Origin of the sequence: Pontibacterium sinense, assembly GCF_015209595.1 — a bacterium.
GTDB lineage: Bacteria > Pseudomonadota > Gammaproteobacteria > Pseudomonadales > Balneatricaceae > Pontibacterium > Pontibacterium sinense.
In genome coordinates, this window is sequence record NZ_JADEYS010000002.1 from 227,041 (window position 1) to 250,305 (window position 23,265).

Consider the following 23,265-nt stretch of genomic DNA (forward strand, 5'->3'; position numbering starts at 1 on the left):
GATGAATATGGTACAGCGTGGTCGCTTTATCACCGTAGAAGGCACCGAAGGGGTGGGCAAATCCACCAATATCGAATTTCTATGCTCGTTGCTAAAAGATAAAGATATTGAAATCGTATTGACTCGGGAGCCGGGCGGAACGCCGATGGCAGAGGAGTTGCGAAATATGTTGCTGCAGCCCCGAGAGGAAAGTGTTTCTGAAGATGCTGAGTTGCTATTAATGTTTGCAGCGCGAGCTCAGCATCTTGAGAACGTGATTAAGCCAGCACTTGAGCGCGGTGCCTGGGTGATCAGCGATCGATTTACTGATGCGACATTTGCTTATCAGGGCGGAGGTCGCGGGGTCGATGAAAACCAGATATTGATGCTTGAAACGCTGGTGCAAAAAGGGCTTCAGCCCGATATGACACTATTGCTGGATCTTGATGTCGAGATCGGTCTAAAGCGGGCCAGTGCGCGCAGTGCACCGGATCGCTTTGAGCAGGAAAAGGTCGCCTTTTTTGAGAAGGTACGTGCAGCTTACCTGGCGCGTGCGGCCAATGACCCTCTGCGTTTTGCAGTCATCGATGCATCTGTCTCACTGGACGCAGTGCAGCGCCAGATTGCTCAGGCAGTTAATCGCTTTGTGGAGTCAGATAATGGCTAAAGCGGAGGTCTTTCCGTGGTTAGGTGAGTGCTGGACTCACCTGTGTGGTTTGCACGAACGTCGACGCCTGCCGCATGCATTGATTGTGCATGGCGTGCAAGGCATCGGCAAATCCAACTTTGCCACTGCATTTGCTCATTATCTGCTATGCCAGTCACCGGTCGCTGATCAACCTTGTGGAACCTGTCGGGCTTGTGAACTGAACAACGCAAATGGGCATCCAGATCTATACGTGCTGGAACCTGACGAGCCGGGAAAACCCATAAAAGTTGATCAAATTCGAGCGTTGACTGACTTTATCTGTCGCACGGCGCAGCAGGGCGGTTATCGGGTTGTCGTGATCAATCCGGCGGATGCGATGAATGTTGCGGCGGCAAATGCTCTGCTGAAAATGTTGGAGGAGCCTGGGCGAGACACTGTTCTAATGCTACTCACTGACCGCTTAGGCCAGGTGATGCCCACGATCAAAAGCCGTTGTCAGCGTGTTGAGTGCCCGTTGCCGGATGAGTCCGTAGCCGCTGCATTTGTTGCTGATACGCTTGAGCTGGACTCAGACGAAGCAACTCGCATCCTTAGAATAAACAACGGTGCACCGATGTCTGCACTGGCGTATAACGAGTCAAATCAGGCTGAGTTACGCAGTCAATTGGTCAAAGGGTTGGCCGATGTGCTGAAGCAACGGCGAACTGTTGTTGAGGTGGCACAAAGTTGGCAGAAAGCAGATCTGGAGCTTTTGCTGGGGTGGTTCTACAGCATGCTGGTTGATATATCGCGGGCAAAACTAACGCAAAGTGAAGCGATGCAGCAGGCCGATGCCCATAACATGTTATTGGCGGTCTCCCGCAAATGTGATTCAGTAAAAGTGTTTGAGCTGGCCGAACTGGTTCAGGAAGAACGTAAAAGCCTTATACTAAGACAAAATGCCAATAAGCAGATGCTGCTAGAGCGTGTTCTGCTTGCCTGGTCGGCTATCGCAAGATAACGGAGTATAGATATGTCAGTGGTCCCGCGCCTCAGTCACGGTATTCTTTCGCTGGTCATTGAATCCAAGGATGACCTCTATAAGGCGTATATGCCTTACATCAAACATGGTGGGTTATTTGTACCTACGCAGCGCAGTTATCACCTGGGTGAAGAGGTGTTCATGTTGCTGGAGCTGATGGGTGAGAATGACAAAATCCCCGTCACCGGAAAGGTTATCTGGGTAACCCCAAAAGGGGCTCAGGGTGGCCGCGAGCCGGGTATTGGCATTCAGCTTTCTGCGGAAGACTCTACTCTGGTGAATACCATTGAAAACCACTTAGCTGGCGCGTTGAATTCAGAGCGCCGTACTAACGCACTTTAATCTCACAATATACGTAGTTTACCCATGTTTATCGATTCCCACTGTCATCTCGACAGGCTGGACCTTTCTCCGTATGACGGTAACTTTGAAGCAATGCTGGATGCTGCGACGGCTCGTCAGGTTCAGCAAATGTTATGCGTCTCAATAGAGATGGAGCAGTTTCGCTCCATGTATGAGCAGATTAAGCCATACGATCATATTTTTGCATCGGTGGGCGTTCATCCGCTGAATACCGAAGGAGACGTTGTCTCTACTGAGGTATTGGTTGAGGCTGCACAACAACCGCGCATCGTTGCGATTGGTGAGACTGGCCTGGATTATTACTATCAACAGGACACCGTTGAGGTGCAGCAGCAAAGCTTCCGAAATCATCTGCAAGCATCATCAGAAACTAAGCTGCCGACCATCATCCACACCCGAGATGCGCGTGAAGACACCTTAAGCATTATCAAAGATAGCGGTGATGTGAATGTGGGTGGAGTATTGCATTGTTTCACTGAAAGTCTGGAGATGGCTAAAGCAGCCTTGGATCTGAATTACATGATCTCATTTTCAGGCATCATTACGTTTCGAAATGCGGCTGAACTGCGTGAAGTTGTAAAAGCGATACCACTAGAGCGCATCTTGATTGAAACTGATGCGCCTTACCTTGCGCCTGTGCCGTACCGTGGCAAAAAAAATGAGCCGAAGTATGTGGTTGAGGTTGCGCAGTGTGTCGCGGACCTGAAGGGTGTGAGAGTGGAGCAGGTTGCTGATCAAACCCGTGAAAACTTCCATCAGTTGTTTAGTCGCACTCAGGTTTCGTCTACACCGGAATAGAGGGTTCTCGTATGTACTACTATCCACCCGTTGAATATATTGAGCCGCTATTTCGTCCGCCCAGTGAAGGTAATTCTCTGATCCTTCAGGTGACGAATGGCTGCAGCTGGAATAACTGCACCTTTTGCGAGATGTATACCGAGCCGCAGAAGCGTTTTAAGCCTAAGGCTGAGGCTAAGGTGCTAGAAGAGATTCGACGTTGTGGTGAAGAGCTGGCAGGTGTACGCAGGATATTTCTGGCCGACGGTGATGCAATGGCATTGTCCTTCCGTCGCCTGAAGACCATTCTGGAGGCCATTCGAGTCGAGATGCCAGCGGTCACACGTGTTTCTGCTTACTGCTTACCTCGCAACCTTAAAAATAAGACGGTTGAAGAGCTACAAGAGCTGCGTGAACTTGGCTTGGGGTTGCTTTATATCGGTGCAGAAAGTGGTGATGACGAGGTGCTGGCGAAGATTCAAAAAGGTGAAACCTATCGCTCAACCTGTGATGCCCTGCTGAAGGCAAAAGCTGCCGGGATGAAGACCTCCGTGATGATTATCAATGGGATGGGTGGGGTAAAATACAGCGAGCAGCATGCATTAGCTGCCGCGCGTTTGGTGAATGAAACTCAACCGGATTACTTTGCTACCCTCGTGCTTTTCTTCCGCAATGGTATGGATAAGGTACAAGAAGGTTTTGGCGGTGATTTTCAGATGCTGGATCAGCAGGGGTTATTTCTCGAGATGGAGATGATGCTGTCTCACACAGAGCTGGAACGATCTGTATTCCGAAGTGACCATGCATCCAACTATCTCGTACTCAAAGGTGTGCTGGGTCGGGACAAGGATAAAATGCTTGCTCAGATTCGAGGCGCGCTTGAAAATTCGTCTCTAATCTCCCTGCGAAACGATTCTTACAGAGGCCTGTAACCCCCGTGGTTACAGGCTTTGCCTCAAAGCGGCTAAAAACAGCCAAATTCTACCTCATTGTCACAATTCCTTAGTAATTGCTGCTTACTTTACGGTATAAATGTATTTATACTTTTGTCTGAAAGTAAATATAATTATAAGTATATAACTAAGGGTTATAAATAATGAGACGTCCAGTTCGAATTGCAGTAACCGGTGCTGCCGGTGCGATTAGCTATAGTTTGCTGTTTAAAATCGCGGCAGGGGAAATGATGGGCAAAGATCAGCCCGTTATTTTGCAGCTTGTGGAACTCCCGCATGCCATGGATTCACTGCGTGGTGTGGCAATGGAGTTGATGGATTGTGCTTATCCTTTGCTGCACACCATTACGTTACACGATAATGTGGAAGATGGTTTCAGCAATGCTCATTATGCGCTGTTGGTTGGCGCTAAGCCTCGTGGTCCGGGTATGGAGCGCAGGGACTTGTTGGAAGAAAATGCACAAATTTTTGCTCGTCAGGGTAAGGCGCTGAATGACTTCGCTAACCGTGATGTAAAAGTCCTGGTGACGGGCAACCCTGCGAACACCAATGCACTGATTGCCAGCCGCAACGCACCCGACCTGAGCCCATCACAGTTTACCTGTCTGACGCGTCTTGATCACAACCGTGCGAAAGGTATTCTTGCGAACCACTGCGGCGCCACAACACGTGATATTGGCGGCATTATGATCTGGGGTAACCATTCGCCAACGCAATACCCTGATCTTCATCAAGCCACCATTTTGGGCAAGCCAGCGATGTCGCAGATCGATACCACATGGTATCGCGATGAGTTTATTCCTAAAGTACAAAAGCGTGGCGGCGAAATCATCGAAGCGCGCGGACTATCGAGCGCGGCTTCTGCTGCTCAGGCGATTGTTGACCAGATGCGGGATTGGGTGCTCGGCACGGAGCCGGGTGAAATTATTAGCATGGGCTTGTTGAGTGATGGCAGCTACGGCATTACAAAAGGGATTTTCTATTCTTTCCCGGTGATCTGTAACTATGGTCGTTACCAGATTGTTCAAAATGTCGAAGTCAATGAGTTCAGTCGTCAGCGTCTGACGGCAACAGAACAGGAGCTGCTGGATGAGAAGGCGGCGGTAGAGGAGATGTTGCCAAAAGAAACAGAGGCTTCCCATCAGAATCTGTCTATCTGCTTGCGCTCAGGTGTAACACTCTATGCTGACAACACAGGTCCGGATGCGGATAGTAAATTTATGACAACCAATCGCGTGCTCTGAGCATTGCTGATCTAAGTTGCTCTTTGCTAAAGTGCCCCTTCATCTAAGGGGCATTTTTATTTCTTATGGTTACCACGCTTTCAGTCAAAACAGGCCGTCAGGGGCTGTTCGAGTTCACATCACAGCTCGATACAATAGTATCCGGCTCCGGTATCAATAATGGACTCTGTTCGTTATTGATTCAGCATACATCGGCCAGCCTGACGATTCAGGAGAACGCAGACCCAAGTGCAAAAGTTGATCTTGAGAACTGGATGAATCGGCTGGTGCAGGAGAATGATCCGCTCTACACCCATACTCTGGAAGGGGAGGATGATATGCCTGCGCATATTAAAGCCGCGCTAACATCGACAACGCTTTCAATTCCAATAATGAATGGGCGGTTGGCGCTAGGGACCTGGCAGGGCGTGTATTGCTGGGAGCATAGGCACCACGCTGGCCATCGCCAGATCGTGGTGCATATAGGAAGCTAAGACCGGAGAGGGTCAGGCGATCTCTGACGGGCCGTCTTCGGAATCGTGTGGTGTGATGCTGGTCAGCATCTTCATGATATCCAGCAGGATGATCAGCACGTTGTTGTGATAGCACACGCCTTGTACGAAGCGGCGGGTCGACTCGTCGCTGGAAACGCTCGGCGCGCGATCCACATCGTTTTGTGGAAGATTAATGACTTCATCCACGCTGTCGACAACAATGCCGATGACTTCCTGTTCATTGTATTCAATGACAATGATGCGTGTGTCGTCGTCGGTAGGTACCGGAGGCAGTCCGAATAGGCGTCGGGTATCAATAACGGTCACGACGTTACCGCGCAGATTAATAATGCCGAGAACATAGTTTTCCGCGCCGGGCACCGGAGTCATTTCACTGAAGCGCAAGACCTCTTTGACCTTGATAACATCGATGCCGTACAGCTCATTGTTAACCTTAAATGTTGCCCATTGATGGAAGACAACATCATCCTGATTGGTTTGTTTCGTCTGCTCTTTTGAGGCGTTGCTTAGATACTGTTGCAGATCTTCTGCAGCTTGTTCAAGACCCATGATTACTGTCCACCTATTATCGGTTTAACCTGAGCTAATCCGCTCAGCGTATCTGCTGCCGGGACATACTCCAGACTGATTGTGCCTGAGTATCCCATAGCATCTATGGCTTTGAAAAGATTTGGGAAGTTGATCTCGCCGGTACCAGGCTCATGCCGTCCGGGGACATCGGCTATCTGAATGTGTCCAACGTTGTGGAGGTTGTTGTTCAGCGTTGCGATCAGATTGCCTTCCATAATTTGCATATGATAAACGTCGTACTGAAAGTAGAGGTTTTCAATGCAAAATGATTCTTTTAAATCAATAAGTTGCTTTGATGTGTTAAGAAAGAATCCAGGTACATCCTGTGTATTTATGGCTTCAGCCATCAGCTGGATGTCATGCGCTTCGAGTGTGTTGGCAGCATGTTTCAAGTTGCGTGCGAATGTCTCTTCTGCCTTCTGGCTGCTGACATCATCAGGCTTTATACCGGACAGGCAGTTTATCTTCTGTACGCCAAGTGATCTGGCGTATTTCAGTGCAAGATTAACGCCTTTCTTGAATTCGTCTATCCGATCTGGATGGCAGGCAATACCGCGTTCTCCACCAGCCCAGTCTCCTGCGGGGAGGTTGATCAGCACCAGTGTTTGCTTGTTGCGCTGCAGTGCCGCCTGAATCTCGTCTGGTGTCAGCTCGTAGGGGAACTGAATTTCCACCTGCTTAAAACCTGCTTGTGCAGCGGCATCAAAACGCTCAATCAGTGGTAGCTCGGTAAACAGCATGCTGAGGTTAACTGCAAAATTCGGCATTACTTCTTCTCCACCAGCGCTGGACGAAGCGTTTCTCCATCACCCAGCCGCGCGGGTTGATTCAGAGACTCCAGTTGTAACAACAGACCACTGTGATCGCAGTTTTCCATTCCTTTCGCCGTCATATTGAGATATTCATCATATACGCGCTGTGACAGCGGCAAGGTTAGGTTCTGTGCGTGGGCCGTATCCAGAATAGTCCGCAAATCCTTAAGCTGCACGCGAGATGTTGCGCCAGGCATAAAGTTACGATCAATCATGCGTTGCCCATGCAATTCGAGAATTCGACTGCTGGCAAAACCTCCGAGCAATGCTTCCCTGACGGCTGCTGGGTCTGCTCCGCCTTCGGCCGCCAACAGCAGCGCTTCAGATACAGCGCCAATAGTGATTCCGACGATAGCCTGATTGGCACACTTCGCTAGTTGCCCTGAACCCGAAGGGCCGATATAAGTTGCGGATCGTCCCAGTACGCCAAATAGATATTCTGCGCTTTCAAACGTCGCTTTGTCGCCACCCGCCATAATTGACAGCGTTGCCTGTTCCGCGCCCACGGTGCCACCGGATACCGGTGCATCCAGATATTTGAGTCCCAGCGCATCTGCGCGTTTAGCATGATCTTTGGCCATCTCTGGTGGGATAGAGCTCATATCAATGATCAGCGCTCCGGTATTGCAATGCTCAGCGGCATTCTGGCCAAAAAGCACGTCCTCTACAACGGGGCCGTTTTCAAGCATGGTAATCACGACATCTGCGTTCAACACGGCTTCTCGGGGTGTATCGGCGACTTTAGCTCCCCATGCTTCCAGCGTTTCCGCTTTGCTGCGGGTGCGGTTCCATGCGGTCAGTTGATAGCCGGCATTGAGAAGGTTGGTCGCCATGGGTAGCCCCATTAGCCCTATACCGAGAAACGCAACTGTCGGTAAACTCATTCTTGCTCCTTACGCCTGATCTACAGGCAGTTTGTCGGCTTCGGTAAGCCTGCGATCTTAGCGGCTAGTTTGGCCGGGCTGCCAGGAAACAGCGTCATCAGATAGATGCTTTTACCTTTATCGGCACCTAACGCCTGTCCTACAGCTTTTACGAACGGTCGCATGGCTGGAGCGTGTTCAAATGTCTGATAAAAGTCCCGGATCACGTTGAGTACAGCCCAGTGCTCCGGTGTAAGTTCCAGCTGTTCCGAGTGTGCGATTGCTTCTGCAACAGTTTCGGACCAGTCAGACAAAGAGACGAGATAACCTTCGTCATCAACTTCGATGGATGTGCCTTCGACTACGAGTGTCATGGTTAATACCAGCTTACGACTTTGTCATGCTCACAGGCTAAATCGACGAAGCCGCCGTCATCTACCACTATAAACCGGTTGTCTTTCAAGTCGTTCAGTCCGCGCGCGGCCAGATCGGCTTGTAATGCGTAAAGTGATATATTGACCTTGATCTGATCATAGTGCGCGGCGTAAGCAGGCAGTGATGCAAGTACGCCATCTTCAATTAATAGAAGGGCGTCTCCTTCGCTCAGTGCACTCAGGCAGCGTTTAAGGCATTCGATGTTGCCGGGAGGTTGATTCAGAGTGTGTAGTGCCATAAGTGGGGTCTCAGAAGGTTAGAACCACATCGTGGTCCTGAATCAATTGCTGAATGGCGGTTTGATCAAGCTGTGTGGCGCTGTGCTCTAGCGAGTCAAAGGTTAAACCGTGCGTGTTCAGGCTCTCAGTACACACAAACAGCTGGTCGATATCGTACATTGGCAGAGCGGCGAGATTGGCAGAGAGATTCTTCTGCCCAATATCACCGGCTTGGTGGTTGCCAATCAGCTGGAACACCCCATCATCAGCAAACAAGATGCTGATCGGCATCTCAAAGACACCGCAGGTTAACGCAACATCGAGTGAATCTCGTGCGTTAGAGCGGCCGTAGGGTGCGCGACGATTAATGATCAGTACTTTCTTCTTATCGGGCATGGCTCAGGCTCCAAAGGTAATAACACGGTCGGACTGAGCAATAGCATCGGCCAGCTGGCCGAGCCCTGAAAGCTCAAAACCTTCAGCCAGGTTAGAACCTGACTTGCCATATCGGCCTGCTTCATTCGTATCCAGTACACCACGACGGACCGCTGCAGCGATACACACTACGAGATCCAGGTCATGTTCAGCGGCCAGCGTGTTCCAGTCAGCAGGGATATTGATTTCATCCTGAGGCGGAGAGGCAAGGGCGCTCCCTGTGTGTATGCCATCACCGTAAAAAAATACGCGATGTAGGCTGTGACCTTTTTCGAGCAGGCTTCTCGCAAAGCGTAGAGCCGTTTCGGCAGACTGGCAGCTATAAGGCGCAGCCTGTACAACAATTGAAAATATCATCGGCAAGCAACTGTAATAAAAGAAAAAGCCCCCTAATCTTAACAAGAAAAGGGGGCTTTAGCAGAGCTGATTAAGCGACGGGCGCTTAGTCGTCCATAGAGAATCCAGCCAGTGCCAGCATGTGTACGAACAGGTTGTAAATGTTCAGGTACAGGCTAACAGTTGCCATGATGTAGTTGGTGTAGTGACCGTTAACGATGTTGCTGGTGTCATACAGGATGAAACCAGCCATCAGCAACACGATGAACGCAGAGAACGCCATGTGCATTGCGCCAACTTCAATACCGAACATCGGCAGTACGAACAGGGCAACCATCGCAATCAAAGCAACGATCGCACCCGCGGACAGGAAACCGCCCATGAAGCTGAAGTCTTTCTTGGAGGTCATTACGTATGCGGACAGACCCAGGAAGGTCAGGGCGGTCATGCCCAGCGCAGTCATAACGATGTCACCGCCGTTTGCCATACCCAGGTAGTGGTTCAGCAGAGGGCCGAGTCCGAAGCCCATCAGGCCAGTGAACAGGAAGACCAGTGGTAGTGCAGCTGCGCTGTTCTGTTTTTTGTTCAGAACGAACAGCATAATGAAGCTAACGATGATGCTGCCAAGATACACGATAAACGGAGGGTTGATGGCCATAGAAATGCCAGCAGTAACCGCACTGAATACCAGTGTCATGCCCAGCAACATGTAAGTGTTGCGGATAAGTTTATTGGTTGTCAGTACTGATTCTTCCCTGCCAGCACTATAAGTGTCAACGTTACGCATGTTTGTCCTCATGGGTTTGTTGTTGCGTTATAGCTATTTATAGGGATTAAGACAGTTTTTTCAAGAGAAGTTTAGTTTTTGTCGTCCCTAAATGGTGGTTAATTCCCAGTCTTTTCAGTCAGATATCGATCAATCTGTATTTTTCGATAGAAAACTTCGGTTTTTTCTGATTATTGGGTGGATTTCATCGTATTTTCTTGGGGTGTCAGGCTTTAGTTGTTTGCGTTGATCTAAGCACTTAAAATTGCCGTCCTCCCAAATATCTTTGATTCTGAAGTACATAGCCCATGTGTGAGCTCGACATCCTCTTTGAGGACGATAACCTGATTGCCGTCAACAAGCCCTCCGGTCTGCTGGTCCATCCTAGCTGGATTGCCCCGAGGGGGACGCCGAATCTCACCAGTATGCTGAAAGAGTATCTGCAAGGTACGGCCTATACGATCCATCGTCTCGATCGCCCGACGTCAGGTGTTATTGTGTTTGGCAAGAACAAAGAAACCGCCCAAAAGATGAATCAGAAGTTTGCTGACCGTGAGGTACAGAAAACCTATCTGTGTATGACGCGTGGTTATACCCCGGAAGGGGATGTGATTGATTATGCATTGAAAGAGAAGCTAGATAAGTTGGCGGATAAAATGTCGAATCCCGACAAGCCGGCACAAGAAGCTGTATCTGAATACCGCCGACTGGCTACTGTCGAGCTGCCTATGGCTGTAGGGCGGTATGATGTATCTCGCTATTCATTGGTTGAGGTCAAACCCAAAACCGGTCGTAAGCATCAGATTCGCCGTCATATGAAACACATATCTCATCCGCTGATTGGCGATACTAAGCACGGGGATGGGCGCCATAATAAAGCGTTTCGTGACCACTTTGACCTGGAACGGTTGTTGTTAATGGCGATTGAGCTGAGCTTTCGTCACCCTGAAAGCGGTGAATTACTGACGATAAAAGCGCCGGTTGATCCATATGTTGATCAGCTTTTCAGTCAGTTTGGCTGGTCAGGCTCATACCCTGTATAACGCGTTTCTCACTTTTCCTTTCTATACGCGACTATGTGCGGGTCGCGTATTCATCATAGATGGGCCAAAATGAATCCCTCAATATAGGGAGAGCCCATATGCGTTTTTTGACCGCAGTACTGATGCTCGTGTTGGCAAGCAGTCCTTCGCACGCAGATTCTACTCGTCTGCTTAAATTTGATGGCGCTGAGATTGAATCACCGTATTGGTTTAAAGAGAGTTTTCTCGAATTCGGCGATGATCTGGCTGAGGCGGCTGAGAGCGATAAAACGCTGATGCTGTACTTTCATCAGGCAGGCTGTCCTTACTGCTTCAATATGATCCAGCAGAATTTTCTGGATCCACAATTAGCCCCCTTTATTCAAAAGAAATTCGATGTGGTTGCGTTGGATCTGTGGGGTGATCGTGATGTTGTTCTGCCAGATGGCACGGAGCTGACGGAGAAAACACTCGCGACTCACTGGAAGATTCAATACACCCCCACGCTTATTTTTTTGAATCCAGACGGCAGTATTAATTTGCGTATCGACGGCTACCGGCCCAAGCCGGTGTTTTCTCAGGTATTGGATTATGTCTTAAGCGGCCAAACCGAGGGTGGGTTGGCGCAGGCACTCATCCAGCAGAGTAATGAGGATATGTACCCTGAGGCCTTTTTGCTTGAGACACGCGACCTTAGTAGCCTTAAAGGGCAGCTTACTGCGGTCATGTTGGAATATAAGGGGTGTGATGATTGTGAATCTTTGCACCGTAACGCAATCGCGCGCCCGGCCGTCTATGAGCAGTTGGAGCCGTATCAGGTCGTACGCTTTGATGCGGCCAGCGATCAGCCGCTTACATTGCCTGATGGTACTGACATTACACCGAGTCGGTGGGTTAAAGAGCTTGGAGTAAACTACTATCCGACGACCTTGTTGTTCGATGAGTCTGGCATAGAGCGTTTTCGAATTGGTGGTTACGTACAGTCGTTTCACTACGCGACGGCACTAGAGTACGTCAGCGCAAAAGGGTATGAGAAATTCCCTGAGTTTCAACGTTTTCTTAATGATCGCGCAGACCGTATGAGAGAGAAGGGGACGAAGGTTGTGATCACGGAATAATCACAAAATAGCGTTGTGCCACGTAAGTCTGCAAATACCTGACAAAAGTTAGTTGTTTACGCCTCTGACGCTATTGTTTTGCCTTTCCCACTGCTGTAATTTTCCAGTTCTATTTCAATCCAGTTTTTTGACGGTTCAACACGCCTTATGAGCACACAACAGAGTTTGCAGGAAGTCATCAAAGAGAAAAATGGTGCAATTCGTATCGGTATTATCGGTGCAATGGATGAAGAGGTCGAACTGTTAAAAGCCTCGTTGGAAGGGCGTGAGGATCATGAGTATGCTGGCTACCATCTTTTTTCCGGTCGTATGCACGGGAAAGAAGTTGTCGTACTGAAATCTGGCATCGGTAAAGTAAATGCAGCTATCGGCACGACACTGCTGCTGCGTGAATTTAAGCCTGACTGTGTCATCAATACGGGGTCTGCCGGTGGTTTTGATCCAGAACTGAATGTCGGTGATATCGTAATTTCTGAAGACGTTCGTCATCATGATGTGGATGTCACTATTTTTGGCTACGAGCCGGGTCAGGTGCCAGGTTTGCCTGCATCATTTAAACCGGAGCCTTTGCTCGCCGATGTAGCTGAACGCTGCATCTCTCGTATGGAAGGTATGAAAACGGTCAAAGGGCAGATCGCAACCGGCGATGCGTTTATGAACGATCCGGAGCGTGTTGCCCGCACCCGCGAAGTTTTTCCGCAGATGCAGGCCGTTGAGATGGAGGCGGCTGCAATTGCACAAACTTGTCATCAATTCGGTACGCCATTTATCGTCATTCGCGCATTGTCTGATATCGCGGGCAAGGAATCGAATCTGTCCTTTGAAGAGTTTCTGGTAACCGCTGCCAAGCACTCCGCCGAGATGGTCATGGCGATGGTTGACGAGATCTCAGGACAACATTAATTCATAATGGAACACCCGGCTGAAGGCACTCGGCTGGCGGTGAAATGAGGCACTATATCAATGAAGGCAACCTTTAATCCTCCTGTACGTACACTGATGGGCCCTGGGCCCTCTGACGTAAGTCCACGTGTATTGTCTGCAATGGCTCGTCCGACGATTGGTCATCTTGATCCTGAGTTCATCCGCATGATGGATGAGATCAAGGAGATGCTGCAGCTTCTCTTTAAAACCAAAAGCCCTCTGACAATGCCGGTATCTGCACCGGGTTCTGCGGGCATGGAAGCATGCTTCGTCAATCTGGTTGAACCGGGCGATAAAGTCGTTGTATGCCAGAATGGTGTATTTGGCGGCCGGATGAAAGAGAACGTTGAGCGTTTTGGTGGTGAAGCCATCATGGTGCAAGACGACTGGGGTAAACCGGTAGATCTGGATAAGGTTGAAAAAGCGCTGGCGGATAACGACAACGTTAAAGCTTTGGCGTTTGTTCATGCGGAAACGTCTACCGGTGTTCGCTCTGATGCAGAATCCCTGTGTGCGCTTGCGCAGAAGTACGGTTGCCTGAGCATTGTTGATGCAGTGACTTCGCTGGGTGGTATCGATGTGGACATGGATGGCTGGGGAATTGATGCGATCTACTCCGGTACCCAGAAGTGTCTGTCCTGCCCGCCGGGAATTTCACCCGTTGCGTTTGGTGAGAAGGCGATCGACGCTGTTAAAAACCGTAAAACACCGGTACCTAGCTGGTTCTTGGATAAAAACCTTGTAATGGGCTATTGGGGTGGTGGCGGCAAGCGTGCTTACCATCATACGGCTCCAGTTAACTCCTTATACGCACTGCACGAATCTCTGGTTATGCTGCACGAGGAAGGCATGGAAAATGCGTGGCAGCGCCATCAGCTCCATCACGATGCACTGCGTGCAGGTCTTGAGGCAATGGGTGTTAATTTCCTGGTGGACGAAGAATGCCGTCTGCCTCAGCTGAACACGGTGTTTGTACCTGAAGGTGTTGATGAAGCAGAAGTACGTACTCGACTGTTGAATGAATACAGCCTTGAGATCGGTGCGGGCTTAGGTGCGCTGGCGGGTAAAGTATGGCGTATCGGCTTGATGGGCAGCGCTTGCAACCGTCGGAATGTCATGTTCTGTCTGTCTGCGCTGGAGAATACACTGTCTTCAATGAACGCACCTATCACACGTGGTGTCGCAGCATTGGCGGCAGAAGCCGTTTACAACGCCTGATAGCGTTTGCTGATGCGATAAAAAAGGGACCTTAAGGTCCCTTTTTTTTGTGCTCAGTTATCGTGCTACGGTTTAAGTACAGACTCAATCAGCTTCACTTCGCGCTGTTCATCCCACTCACGGCTGCCTGAAATAGTTCTGACCAGCTTACCGTTGCGGTCAAACAGGAAGCTCATAGGCAATCCTCGGATGCCCAGTTCATTAAACGTGCGGCCTTTTTCATCCAGCAAGATAGGAAAGGTCAGCTCTGTATCCAGCTCCATCATAAAGCTTTCCACCGCGGCCTGCGTCTCGCCTGCGCTGATCGCAACAATTTCAAAGTCTTGTCCTGCAAATTTTTGATGCAAGCGTTCCATAGATGGCATCTCTTTTACGCAGGGAGGGCACCAGGTTGCCCAGAAGTTCAATAGTACGACCTTGCCTTTGTATTCAGACAGCGATACTTCCTGCTTCTCAACATTAGGAAAGCTCAATTTGTAGAGGACGCTATTTGACGCAGACACTCCGTTAGAGGCGGTGAATATCACAGCAAATGCCAACCAGAGTGTAAGCAATTTATTTTTCATCAAGCGTCTCCAAAATGTCGATTGCGGCCATTATATCCAGATGAAACCGTCTTTTGCGACTGATCTCGCTCTCGGTTAAATCAGGGCGCTGCCAAAATCCATCCCGAACATCGGGAATCAGTCGTGAATGTACCGTTGCGCCGCTGATGCGTAGTGTATTTTCAACCTCGTCCATCCACCAGATACGTGTTGATTGATTGGGTTGAAGAATCACCACGGGGGTCGAGCATTCAGCTGCGGCAGGTACAAATTCAACGGGCTGCATTGGTTGGGGCTGGCGCAAATAGATACTTGGATTCAGTGCGATGAGGCCATTGATATATGAGCTATCTACTGCAATTCCATTGAGTGCTGCTACCGTCCCGCGACCTGCGCCTATCAAATAGACAGGCCCCGCTTCTTTTTGTTTCACGTAGTGAATAAAAGCGGAGATAAGTTTTCCATCCATTTCGGCCGGACTGGAGTAGCTACGTGGTAAGAAAAATGTTTCGAACCAATTGGGTTGGTAAACCGTGATGCCGTGCTGGGCTAACGCTGTGGCAACCGGCTGAGAGGAAAACTCGCCGTAGTGAGGTTCGAACCAGATTATTGTTTTTTTCGGAGATTTCGATGGGTACAGCAGAAAAGGGATTTCCGTATCATCGATTTGTGCGCTATCGTCGATGACTATCTGTTGTCCGTAACTCTGGCTGCTCAGTAGCAGTAGTAGCATCAGTGTAATAAAAGGGCGCATCATAACGAGATAAATTAGCTATTTCTAAATTAAATGGCATTTTAACACTACGTGGCAGCCACGTTAAATCGGGAAAGAAAGAGTATGAAAGTCGCATTTATCGGATTGGGTGTTATGGGTTTCCCCATGGCCGGACATCTTCAGAATAATGGCCATCAGGTCACGGTTTATAATCGCACGGCAGCGAAGGCGCAGCAGTGGGTTGAAGAATATAAAGGCGAGATGGCCGATACGCCGGCTAAGGCTGCCACGGATGCGGAGATAGTATTTACCTGTGTCGGGAATGACGACGATCTGCGTTCTGTTGTGCTGGGCGACACGGGTGTTTTTTCCGGTATGCGTGCAGGCGCGATCTTGGTTGATCACACAACCGCGTCTGCTGAGGTCGCTCGTGAGCTAAACGATGTTGCCGCAGAACAAAATCTGGGCTTCCTGGATGCGCCTGTTTCAGGTGGTCAGGCGGGCGCTGAAAATGGTGTGTTAAGCGTAATGATTGGCGGTGAGCAAGCCGTGTTCGATAAGATCAATCCAGTGATTGCAGCCTATTCAAAAGCCGCTGAATTGATGGGCCCCGCTGGCAGTGGTCAGTTGGCGAAAATGGTTAACCAAATCTGTATCGCAGGTTTGGTACAAGGTTTGTCTGAAGGTATTCATTTTGCCAAGCGTGCGGGTTTGGATGTTAAAAAACTGTGCAGTGTGATTCAGCATGGGGCTGCGGGTTCCTGGCAGATGGTCAATCGTCATGAAACTATGGTCGAAAATGAGTTCGACTTTGGTTTTGCAGTGGATTGGATGAGAAAGGACCTGAATATCACCCTTGATGAAGCCCGCAAGAACGGAGCGCAGCTGCCTGTGACCGCATTAGTTGATCAGTTTTATGCAGAAGTTCAAAAGAGTGGAGGCAGTCGCTGGGATACATCTAGTCTGATTCACCGTCTTGAGCGAGACAGCTGAACCCCGATATAATGCGCTTCGAATTAAGAGCAACACTATAACTATTATTATTCGAGGACAGTTCTATGGATAAGTACGCATTGATCTCTTTTGCGCCAAGTATTGCAATTGTAGTGGCTATGTTGGTTATGACCGGCGTGGGCATCAAATTGCTGAAAGGTGCAATCGAAAAAGACGCAGAAGCGGCGACTAACGCGAAGTAATACCCTTGCCGGATACTTGTTTTTGCAGGTATCCGGTTCTCTGTTTGATGTGGCTTCCCTAAGATCTTTACTTATCTACCAGTCGTTTTGTACAACAAAACCACGATCCTTTTCTTTCCAGCCTTCTTCTGCTTTTTCTAACCTGACAACAAGCTGCGGATGCCTCTGTTCTTCCAGATGGCTAGATAGTGCTTCTGATGTCATAAGTTGGCTTTCAGGCTGGTCTGGGCAAGATAACCAGTACGGTTTATTTAAAATCAGATAGCGAAGCTGATCTTCGAGGATCGTCGGTAACTGCTGATTCCTAAGCCACCATCCTTGTTGGTGCTTCGGGTTGATGTCGGGATGCAGGCGTTGAGGGCAGGGAGGGGTGGCGAATGGGTAGAATAGATAGCCCTGAATCAGAATGAGTGTGTGGTTGGGAATAAGGTTCAGGTTGTCAGCCGCTTCGCGTCCGTCAGGCGTTTTGCTTAGCCTGATCTGCTTGTTAAGCATCTTATTCCATTTGAGGTCAAGGCGATCTCGTCGGTTAGGGCCTTCGTATTGTTTAAGGTTAGACTCATCACCAGTACACAAATAAAACTTAACTGCGCATTCTATGTGATAAGCATCGGTGTCATTAAATCGTACTAGGAAATCATATTCGCCAAGCGTTTTCGTCTTGCTTCTGACCTGTATATTTCTTTTTAACTCAATGGGTTGAAGTGCCTTTGTAAGAATGTGATTTAATAAGTTCTCATAATAGAATCCTAATCGATGTTGCCAGAAATCAGGTTCAAATACGGTAGATTCATCCTGCTGTGGCATGTGGCTCTGATCATGCAGCCAATGTGTTGCATCGTGCTCGGCAGGGATAGACATCAGGGGTGGTGAATTCAGCAACCAACGAATGTCCCTATGAATCTGTTGTGTAATGAAAGAATCAGTTAACAAAACCACCTCTTAGGCTTTAAAGTAATGGCTGGTGCTCCATAAGTATTTAACAGGATTTTTGGAATGAGCAAATCTGATTCGGCAAAAACACCGCTTAATGAGCGAGAACGTAATCCACTGTTATCTGAAACCGATATCAACTACATTCTGCTTAATGGTGCACAAATTGCTCTTACAAAGCTTAAACGTGCGAAGTCTACGGAGAATAGCCTGTTTTACTATGCAGAAATTGGTGCTTATCTGGAAGTGTCTCTGTCGCGTGGTGCTGGGATTAGCGACTCTACGCGTGAAGAGCTGCAGTTATTGCACCGTGAGGCAACTCATGAGCATATGAGTCACAATAAGGCGCTAAATCGCGCTGAATAACTCCGCTTATTCAGGGGCTAGCACGCTAGAGCTGTTGGTCTCACATCCTTGTAACGTCAGAGTCGTCGGCTGTTTTGAACACTGAAACTACTTCACCGCTTTTTGATTCCAAGTCCTTTCTTAGTCGATTAACCGGTCGCCCGGGTGTGTATCAGATGTTCGACATAGCGGGTGAGGTTTTATATGTCGGTAAGGCGAAAAACCTTAAAAAGCGCGTCAGCAGTTATTTTCGCAGCACCGGTCTTTCAATCAAGACGCAGGCGCTGGTTGGCAAAATTGCTGATATTGAAGTGACGGTAACCAACAGTGAAACCGAAGCGTTGCTGCTTGAGCAAAGCCTGATCAAGCAACAACGACCGCCTTACAACATTCTGCTTAGGGATGATAAATCCTATCCCTATATATTTGTTTCTGATAAAGACACCTATCCCGCCATTCGTTTTCACCGCGGCTCGCGACGTCGAAGTGGTCGATACTTTGGTCCTTTTCCCAGTGGCGGTGCGGTGCGCGAAAGCCTGAATCTTTTGCAAAAGATTTTTCGTATTCGTCAATGTGATGAGAGCTTCTTCAAGAATCGATCCCGACCCTGTCTGCAATACCAGATAAAGCGTTGTAGCGGGCCTTGTGTCGAGATGATTACGCCTGAACAATACCAGCAGGATATTCGTCGTGCGATGATGTTTCTTGATGGGAAGAGCAAGGTCATCATGGAGGAACTGGGTGCAGAAATGGAAAAGGCATCCGAGAGTCTCGCCTTTGAGAAAGCAGCGGAATTTCGGGATCAGATTGTTAGCTTGCAGAAGGTTCAGGAGCAGCAGTATGTATTCGGTTCAGCTGGCGATGCCGATGTTTTGGGGTGTGCGCTTAAGCCAGGTGGTGCCTGTGTTCATATGCTGTTTGTACGTGGCGGGCGTATTATTGGTAGTAAAATCTTTCACCCTAAAGTCTCCGTTGAAGAAACAGAAGCGGATGTGTTGTCTGCATTTATTGCGCAATGGTATTTGTCATCTCAACGCGAGATCCCAAACAGTGTAATCACCTCATATGCAGTCGACGATAAAGATTGTCTTGAAGAGGTATTAGGGGATAAGCGAAGCAAACGTGTTTCCGTGTCTCATAGTGTGCGTGGCGAGCGCGCGGGCTGGCAGCGACTAGCTCAAACTAACGCTGAGCAACATCTTGCCTCTCATCTCGCCAACAAGAAGAACGTATATAATCGCTTTTTGGAGTTACAGGAATCGCTGACTTTGGATTCCGTGCCCCAGCGTTTGGAGTGTTTCGATATTAGCCATAGTTCGGGGGAGGCAACGGTTGCGTCATGTGTTGTATTTGATCGTAACGGACCGCTTAAGCAGGATTACCGCACGTTCAATATTGAAGATATTACTGCCGGGGATGATTATGCGGCCATGCATCAAGCATTGATGCGGCGTTACACGCGCATCAAAAAAGGCGAAGGGAAACTGCCCGATATACTGTTGATCGATGGCGGTAAGGGTCAGGTCACGCAGGCAATGGATGTGCTGGAGGAGTTGCAGATTACTGAGGTGCAGGTTGTCGGCGTGGCAAAAGGCCCTACGCGTAAGGCTGGATTTGAAATCCTGATCAATGGCCAAACGGGTGAAGAAATAACTCTGGCGGGTGATTCTAGTGCGCTCCATCTAGTGCAGCATATACGGGATGAAGCGCATCGTTTTGCGATTAACGGGCATCGTGCTCGGCGTGGTAAAGCGCGTAAGCAATCGGTGCTTGAGGGAATTGCGGGGGTCGGACCAAAGCGTCGACGTGAAATCCTGAAACATTTCGGTGGTTTGCAGGAGGTTGAGCGGGCGAGTGTTGAAGAAATTGCAAAAGTCTCTACCATAAGCCGGAAGCTCGCCGAGGAGGTTTACTTGGCGTTGCATCCAGAAGTTTGACACACGAGGATAACGTGCTGTTTTCGATGAAGATTCCTAATCTCCTCACACTTTTACGTATCGTTCTTATTCCGGTATTTGTTCTGGTGTTTTATTTGCCTTATAGCTGGGCTCCATATTGGGCAGGTTTTATTTTTGCATTAGCTGCAGTCACAGACTGGTTTGATGGTTATCTGGCTCGCAAGCTTAACCAGTTATCTCCCTTTGGCGCATTTCTTGATCCTGTTGCAGATAAGCTGATGGTTGCAATCGCGCTGGTTCTTGTGGTTGAGGCCTATGGCAGTCCAATTGTGACAGTGCCAGCGATGATTATTATTGGGCGCGAGATCGTGATATCTGCACTTCGAGAGTGGATGGCAGAGCTGGGTAAGCGTGGCAGCGTTGCGGTGTCCTATGTAGGCAAGGTGAAAACCAGTTTGCAAATGGGCGCAATATTCTTTCTAGTGCTGGCTGAGCCGGGTACAACTTTGGCTTGGGCTGCGATGGTTATGCTGTATCTTGCGGCAGCGTTAACGCTATGGTCTATGATTGAGTATCTGAAAGCAGCATGGCCAGATCTAACAAACGATCTGTAAGTGTTTAAAAAATAAGCGAAATATTTTCTTATTACAGTGTTGACATAGAACTGAGGGTCTCTATAATACGCACCACTTACTAAGCAGGGCGGAATTAGCTCAGTTGGTAGAGCGGGACCTTGCCAAGGTTCAGGTCGTCGGTTCGAGCCCGATATTCCGCTCCATTCTACTTAGTAGGCGCCTTTAGGCAAAGAAAATGGCTGGATGGCAGAGTGGTCATGCAGCGGACTGCAACTCCGTGTACGCCGGTTCGATTCCGACTCCAGCCTCCATTTTCTTTCGCCCGGATGGTGAAATTGGTAGACACAAGAGACTTAAAATCTCTCGCTCGCAAGAGCGTGCCGGTTCGATTCCGGCTCCGGGCACCAAGCAGTTTCAGTAATTTAAAGATTTCTGATCAAAGGCTGTAGCAAGACAATCTGCTATGAATTTACTACGAAGTTTGTTCGCAGTAAGTGAATTCAGATTTGGCACTAAGCGGAATTAGCTCAGTTGGTAGAGCGGGACCTTGCCAAGGTTCAGGTCGTCGGTTCGAGCCCGATATTCCGCTCCAACACTTCGGTGTAGTGTGGCGCGATGACAGAGTGGTTATGTAGCGGACTGCAACTCCGTCCACGCCGGTTCGATTCCGACTCGCGCCTCCATTTTCAAGACCTATGCGGAATTAGCTCAGTTGGTAGAGCGGGACCTTGCCAAGGTTCAGGTCGTCGGTTCGAGCCCGATATTCCGCTCCAAATTCAAACAAAAAAGCCAGCTTATGCTGGCTTTTTTGTGTCTGTCTGATTTCAGGGTGGCGCGTGTAGCGGTGTCACTCTGTATTCATAAGGGCCACTGCTGTATCCAGCATTCGGTTTGAAAATCCCCATTCATTGTCATACCAGGCAAAAACCTTAATCATTGATTCGGTTGCATGTGTTTGGGTGCTATCAAAAATGCAGGATGCTGCATGATGATTAAAATCTGCTGACACTAGGGGTAGTTCGTTGTATTCAATGATGCCTCTGAAGTTGCTCTGTGCGGCGTTTTTTAGCAGTGCGTTTACTTCCTCTTCGCCGGTATGTTTGCTGGGAGTGAAGCTTAGGTCTACCAGTGAAACGTTAGGAGTAGGGACGCGTACAGCAAGCCCTGTAAGTCGTCCTGCGAGTTCTGGTAATACCAGGCCGACAGCTTGAGCGGCTCCTGTCTTGGTTGGGATCATTGATAGTGCAGCTGCGCGCGCTCGATAAAGGTCGCTATGATGAGTATCTGAAAGGTGCTGGTCATTCGTGTAGGCGTGTATCGTTGTCATAATGCCTTCTCGAATACCGATTGCGTCGTTAAGTACTTTTGCCATTGGGGCTAGGCAGTTTGTTGTGCAGGATGCATTCGATATGATTTTGTGTTCGCTGGTTAAATGCTGATGGTTGACGCCATACACAATTGTCGCATCAGCATCTTTTGCGGGAGCGGAAATAATGACCCGCTTGGCGCCTTGTTTTATGTGGCGGCTGGCATCTTCCCTATTGGTGAAGCGTCCGGTGCATTCAAAGACAATGTCAATGTCGAGATCGCTCCAGGGGAGGGCGTCCAGGTTTGATTCGCTCAGAATGGTGATGTTGTCGTTCTGGATGAGCATGCAGTTTCTTGTGGCTTCTACCTGATGCTCAAAGTGGCCGTGAACGCTATCGAACTCGGTTAGGTGTGCGTTGATGCGTGCATCTCCTAAGTCGTTGATGGCGACAATTGATATCTCTTCTGTTCTTTTTGCCTCGTACAAAGCGCGCAAAATCATGCGGCCAATGCGGCCGTAGCCATTAATTGCAACTCGAATGCTCATCGTGATATCTCCCTGATTCTTCGCTATCCCCGTCAGCATAGAAGAAATTTGTGTGTTGTGTTGTAAGCGGCTTTTCTTGTGCTGGTTATATTTTGGTCGGAGTTGAATAAAAAGCGTGCGATTCGTGGTTTGTTGGTATCTAATACGTATCAAATAATACGTATTAGAGTTATTTTGGTATGCCAAGGAAAAGTGATACCGCCGAGCGCGTTTTGCAGGTCGCGGACAGGTTGCTGGAGCAAGGCGTTCGCCCAACCCAGCAAAACGTGCGTGAACAGCTGGGTAGCGGCTCAATCTCAACGATTAATCGCGCGCTGAATGAGTGGTGGCAGCAGTTGGGGGCGCGAATAAAAGAAAACCGAGATCGCCCCGATCTTCCTGACCCGGTGGTAGATACTGCGAATAAGCTCTGGCAACAGGCGCTTGGGTATGCGGATCATGCCTACGCTGAGAGGAAGGCTGAGCTTGATGCTCGGTACAAAGAGATAAAGGCGCAAGCAAGGGTTGTTGAGGCGGGAGCGCTGGATGAGCTCAAGGAGATGCGCCTGCAGAATGCGCGCTTACTGTCTGAGCGCGAGCAGGCTGCGAACGAAAAGCATGCGCTGCAGCAGCAGCTGATAGCGCAAGAGTCGGATTTGGTTCGGCTAAATGCAAAAAACTCTGATCTTGTGCGTGAAATCAAGCAGCAGGCGTTGCTGCTTGAGCGTGGTGTTACGTCAGGGGCTCAGGTTGATACTCAGCAGCTGATAGAGCTAAAAGTCTCGCTGCGGGTTGCTCAGGACGAGAAATCACGTCAGGAAGCTGTCTGCGAAGTGCTTTCCAAGGAAAATGCAGAGCTTAGAAAGCAGCTAGTTGATCAGGATAAGGAGTCGATCAGTAAGCGGCATGCGCTTGAAACAGTGATTGCTCAGCAGGATGTAAGGTATGATCAGGCTCTCAAGGAGCTTAGTGAATGCCGGCGTCAGCTAACAGACGTACTAGAGCGCTAAGTCCGAGTTTTCGACTT

General features: G+C 49.1%; 29 protein-coding genes and 6 tRNA genes. 23 read left to right on the plus strand and 12 right to left on the minus strand.

What is annotated here, in order from left to right:
- Positions 1 to 7 precede the first annotated feature (7 nt).
- From tmk to IOQ59_RS03355, 7 genes are all read left to right on the plus strand, one after another.
- Positions 8 to 646, plus strand: a complete 639-nt coding sequence (tmk, locus tag IOQ59_RS03325; RefSeq protein ID WP_228050671.1) for a dTMP kinase — start codon at positions 8 to 10, stop codon at positions 644 to 646.
- On the plus strand, positions 639 to 1,628 hold the full coding sequence (locus IOQ59_RS03330; RefSeq protein WP_193951837.1) for a DNA polymerase III subunit delta': 990 nt from the start codon (positions 639 to 641) through the stop codon (positions 1,626 to 1,628). The genes tmk and IOQ59_RS03330 overlap by 8 nt, the downstream gene beginning before the upstream one ends.
- A 12-nt stretch (positions 1,629 to 1,640) precedes the next feature.
- Complete coding sequence (locus IOQ59_RS03335) at positions 1,641 to 1,991, plus strand: PilZ domain-containing protein (RefSeq protein WP_193951838.1); 351 nt, start codon at positions 1,641 to 1,643, stop codon at positions 1,989 to 1,991.
- 24 nt (positions 1,992 to 2,015) lie between these two features.
- Entirely contained in the window at positions 2,016 to 2,810 is a 795-nt protein-coding gene (locus IOQ59_RS03340) for a TatD family hydrolase (protein WP_193951839.1), read from the plus strand.
- Positions 2,811 to 2,821: 11 nt separating this feature from the next.
- Positions 2,822 to 3,721: a radical SAM protein gene (locus IOQ59_RS03345; protein WP_193951840.1), complete on the plus strand. Its 900-nt coding sequence runs from the start codon at positions 2,822 to 2,824 to the stop codon at positions 3,719 to 3,721.
- A 164-nt stretch (positions 3,722 to 3,885) separates the two neighbouring features.
- On the plus strand, positions 3,886 to 4,986 hold the full coding sequence (locus tag IOQ59_RS03350; protein ID WP_193951841.1) for a malate dehydrogenase: 1,101 nt from the start codon (positions 3,886 to 3,888) through the stop codon (positions 4,984 to 4,986).
- Positions 4,987 to 5,051: 65 nt separating this feature from the next.
- Complete coding sequence (locus tag IOQ59_RS03355) at positions 5,052 to 5,459, plus strand: secondary thiamine-phosphate synthase enzyme YjbQ (protein ID WP_193951842.1); 408 nt, start codon at positions 5,052 to 5,054, stop codon at positions 5,457 to 5,459.
- A gap of 12 nt (positions 5,460 to 5,471) precedes the next feature.
- Here IOQ59_RS03355 and IOQ59_RS03360 read toward each other — a convergent pair whose 3' ends face one another.
- From IOQ59_RS03360 to IOQ59_RS03395, 8 genes are all read right to left on the minus strand, one after another.
- The gene (locus tag IOQ59_RS03360) at positions 5,472 to 6,029 is read right to left on the minus strand and encodes a chemotaxis protein CheW (RefSeq protein ID WP_193951843.1); all 558 of its coding nucleotides are present in this window, start codon (positions 6,027 to 6,029) and stop codon (positions 5,472 to 5,474) included.
- A 2-nt stretch (positions 6,030 to 6,031) separates the two neighbouring features.
- Positions 6,032 to 6,817 carry a hydroxypyruvate isomerase family protein gene (locus tag IOQ59_RS03365; protein WP_193951844.1) on the minus strand — a complete coding sequence of 262 codons (786 nt, stop codon included), beginning with the start codon at positions 6,815 to 6,817 and terminating at the stop codon, positions 6,032 to 6,034.
- Positions 6,817 to 7,746, minus strand: a complete 930-nt coding sequence (locus IOQ59_RS03370) for an NAD(P)-dependent oxidoreductase (protein WP_193951845.1) — start codon at positions 7,744 to 7,746, stop codon at positions 6,817 to 6,819. Before IOQ59_RS03370 ends, IOQ59_RS03365 begins: the two co-directional genes overlap by 1 nt.
- A 20-nt stretch (positions 7,747 to 7,766) precedes the next feature.
- A complete protein-coding gene (locus tag IOQ59_RS03375) occupies positions 7,767 to 8,099 on the minus strand; it encodes a TusE/DsrC/DsvC family sulfur relay protein (protein ID WP_193951846.1) in 333 nt (110 codons plus the stop codon).
- A 2-nt stretch (positions 8,100 to 8,101) separates the two neighbouring features.
- The gene (gene tusB, locus IOQ59_RS03380) at positions 8,102 to 8,398 is read right to left on the minus strand and encodes a sulfurtransferase complex subunit TusB (protein ID WP_193951847.1); all 297 of its coding nucleotides are present in this window, start codon (positions 8,396 to 8,398) and stop codon (positions 8,102 to 8,104) included.
- A 10-nt stretch (positions 8,399 to 8,408) separates the two neighbouring features.
- The gene (gene tusC / locus IOQ59_RS03385) at positions 8,409 to 8,774 is read right to left on the minus strand and encodes a sulfurtransferase complex subunit TusC (protein ID WP_193951848.1); all 366 of its coding nucleotides are present in this window, start codon (positions 8,772 to 8,774) and stop codon (positions 8,409 to 8,411) included.
- 3 nt (positions 8,775 to 8,777) lie between these two features.
- The gene (gene tusD / locus IOQ59_RS03390; protein WP_193951849.1) at positions 8,778 to 9,170 is read right to left on the minus strand and encodes a sulfurtransferase complex subunit TusD; all 393 of its coding nucleotides are present in this window, start codon (positions 9,168 to 9,170) and stop codon (positions 8,778 to 8,780) included.
- An 85-nt stretch (positions 9,171 to 9,255) separates the two neighbouring features.
- Positions 9,256 to 9,936, minus strand: coding sequence for a Bax inhibitor-1/YccA family protein (locus IOQ59_RS03395; protein ID WP_193951850.1), 681 nt, complete (start codon positions 9,934 to 9,936; stop codon positions 9,256 to 9,258).
- A 287-nt stretch (positions 9,937 to 10,223) separates the two neighbouring features.
- Between IOQ59_RS03395 and IOQ59_RS03400 the strand changes: the two genes are divergently transcribed.
- The 4 genes from IOQ59_RS03400 (at position 10,224) to IOQ59_RS03415 (ending at position 14,197) form a co-directional block, all read left to right on the plus strand.
- Entirely contained in the window at positions 10,224 to 10,958 is a 735-nt protein-coding gene (locus IOQ59_RS03400) for a pseudouridine synthase (protein ID WP_193951851.1), read from the plus strand.
- A 98-nt stretch (positions 10,959 to 11,056) separates the two neighbouring features.
- The gene (locus tag IOQ59_RS03405; RefSeq protein WP_193951852.1) at positions 11,057 to 12,055 is read left to right on the plus strand and encodes a thioredoxin fold domain-containing protein; all 999 of its coding nucleotides are present in this window, start codon (positions 11,057 to 11,059) and stop codon (positions 12,053 to 12,055) included.
- A gap of 147 nt (positions 12,056 to 12,202) precedes the next feature.
- The gene (mtnN, locus tag IOQ59_RS03410) at positions 12,203 to 12,958 is read left to right on the plus strand and encodes a 5'-methylthioadenosine/S-adenosylhomocysteine nucleosidase (RefSeq protein WP_228050655.1); all 756 of its coding nucleotides are present in this window, start codon (positions 12,203 to 12,205) and stop codon (positions 12,956 to 12,958) included.
- A gap of 60 nt (positions 12,959 to 13,018) precedes the next feature.
- Entirely contained in the window at positions 13,019 to 14,197 is a 1,179-nt protein-coding gene (locus IOQ59_RS03415; RefSeq protein ID WP_193951853.1) for a pyridoxal-phosphate-dependent aminotransferase family protein, read from the plus strand.
- A 65-nt stretch (positions 14,198 to 14,262) separates the two neighbouring features.
- Here IOQ59_RS03415 and IOQ59_RS03420 read toward each other — a convergent pair whose 3' ends face one another.
- The gene (locus IOQ59_RS03420; protein ID WP_193951854.1) at positions 14,263 to 14,763 is read right to left on the minus strand and encodes a TlpA disulfide reductase family protein; all 501 of its coding nucleotides are present in this window, start codon (positions 14,761 to 14,763) and stop codon (positions 14,263 to 14,265) included.
- Positions 14,753 to 15,499: an alpha/beta hydrolase gene (locus IOQ59_RS03425; RefSeq protein ID WP_193951855.1), complete on the minus strand. Its 747-nt coding sequence runs from the start codon at positions 15,497 to 15,499 to the stop codon at positions 14,753 to 14,755. The genes IOQ59_RS03420 and IOQ59_RS03425 overlap by 11 nt, the downstream gene beginning before the upstream one ends.
- A gap of 48 nt (positions 15,500 to 15,547) precedes the next feature.
- Between IOQ59_RS03425 and IOQ59_RS03430 the strand changes: the two genes are divergently transcribed.
- Positions 15,548 to 16,450: an NAD(P)-dependent oxidoreductase gene (locus tag IOQ59_RS03430; protein ID WP_371871819.1), complete on the plus strand. Its 903-nt coding sequence runs from the start codon at positions 15,548 to 15,550 to the stop codon at positions 16,448 to 16,450.
- Positions 16,451 to 16,515: 65 nt separating this feature from the next.
- A complete protein-coding gene (locus tag IOQ59_RS03435; RefSeq protein ID WP_193951857.1) occupies positions 16,516 to 16,653 on the plus strand; it encodes a hypothetical protein in 138 nt (45 codons plus the stop codon).
- Positions 16,654 to 16,728: 75 nt separating this feature from the next.
- Here IOQ59_RS03435 and IOQ59_RS03440 read toward each other — a convergent pair whose 3' ends face one another.
- Entirely contained in the window at positions 16,729 to 17,586 is an 858-nt protein-coding gene (locus tag IOQ59_RS03440) for a DUF1853 family protein (RefSeq protein ID WP_193951858.1), read from the minus strand.
- A 63-nt stretch (positions 17,587 to 17,649) separates the two neighbouring features.
- Here IOQ59_RS03440 and IOQ59_RS03445 point away from each other — a divergent pair, with 63 nt between their 5' ends.
- The 9 genes from IOQ59_RS03445 to IOQ59_RS03485 all read left to right on the plus strand — a co-directional run bounded on the left by IOQ59_RS03445 (position 17,650) and on the right by IOQ59_RS03485 (position 21,177).
- Positions 17,650 to 17,952 carry an excinuclease ABC subunit C gene (locus IOQ59_RS03445; RefSeq protein WP_193951859.1) on the plus strand — a complete coding sequence of 101 codons (303 nt, stop codon included), beginning with the start codon at positions 17,650 to 17,652 and terminating at the stop codon, positions 17,950 to 17,952.
- A 74-nt stretch (positions 17,953 to 18,026) separates the two neighbouring features.
- Entirely contained in the window at positions 18,027 to 19,868 is a 1,842-nt protein-coding gene (gene uvrC / locus IOQ59_RS03450; RefSeq protein ID WP_193951860.1) for an excinuclease ABC subunit UvrC, read from the plus strand.
- A 26-nt stretch (positions 19,869 to 19,894) separates the two neighbouring features.
- Positions 19,895 to 20,443: a CDP-diacylglycerol--glycerol-3-phosphate 3-phosphatidyltransferase gene (gene pgsA, locus IOQ59_RS03455; protein ID WP_193951861.1), complete on the plus strand. Its 549-nt coding sequence runs from the start codon at positions 19,895 to 19,897 to the stop codon at positions 20,441 to 20,443.
- 88 nt (positions 20,444 to 20,531) lie between these two features.
- A tRNA-Gly gene (locus IOQ59_RS03460) sits at positions 20,532 to 20,607 on the plus strand.
- 34 nt (positions 20,608 to 20,641) lie between these two features.
- Positions 20,642 to 20,715, plus strand: a tRNA-Cys gene (locus IOQ59_RS03465).
- Between the two features lie 9 nt (positions 20,716 to 20,724).
- Positions 20,725 to 20,811, plus strand: a tRNA-Leu gene (locus IOQ59_RS03470).
- Positions 20,812 to 20,920: 109 nt separating this feature from the next.
- A tRNA-Gly gene (locus IOQ59_RS03475) sits at positions 20,921 to 20,996 on the plus strand.
- 17 nt (positions 20,997 to 21,013) lie between these two features.
- A tRNA-Cys gene (locus IOQ59_RS03480) sits at positions 21,014 to 21,087 on the plus strand.
- Between the two features lie 14 nt (positions 21,088 to 21,101).
- Positions 21,102 to 21,177 (plus strand) — tRNA-Gly (locus IOQ59_RS03485).
- Between the two features lie 74 nt (positions 21,178 to 21,251).
- Here IOQ59_RS03485 and gap read toward each other — a convergent pair.
- Complete coding sequence (gap, locus tag IOQ59_RS03490; protein ID WP_193951862.1) at positions 21,252 to 22,259, minus strand: type I glyceraldehyde-3-phosphate dehydrogenase; 1,008 nt, start codon at positions 22,257 to 22,259, stop codon at positions 21,252 to 21,254.
- 179 nt (positions 22,260 to 22,438) lie between these two features.
- Here gap and IOQ59_RS03495 point away from each other — a divergent pair, with 179 nt between their 5' ends.
- Positions 22,439 to 23,248 (plus strand): DNA-binding protein, encoded by an 810-nt coding sequence (locus IOQ59_RS03495; RefSeq protein WP_193951863.1) that lies wholly within the window; start codon positions 22,439 to 22,441, stop codon positions 23,246 to 23,248.
- Positions 23,249 to 23,265: the final 17 nt, after the last annotated feature.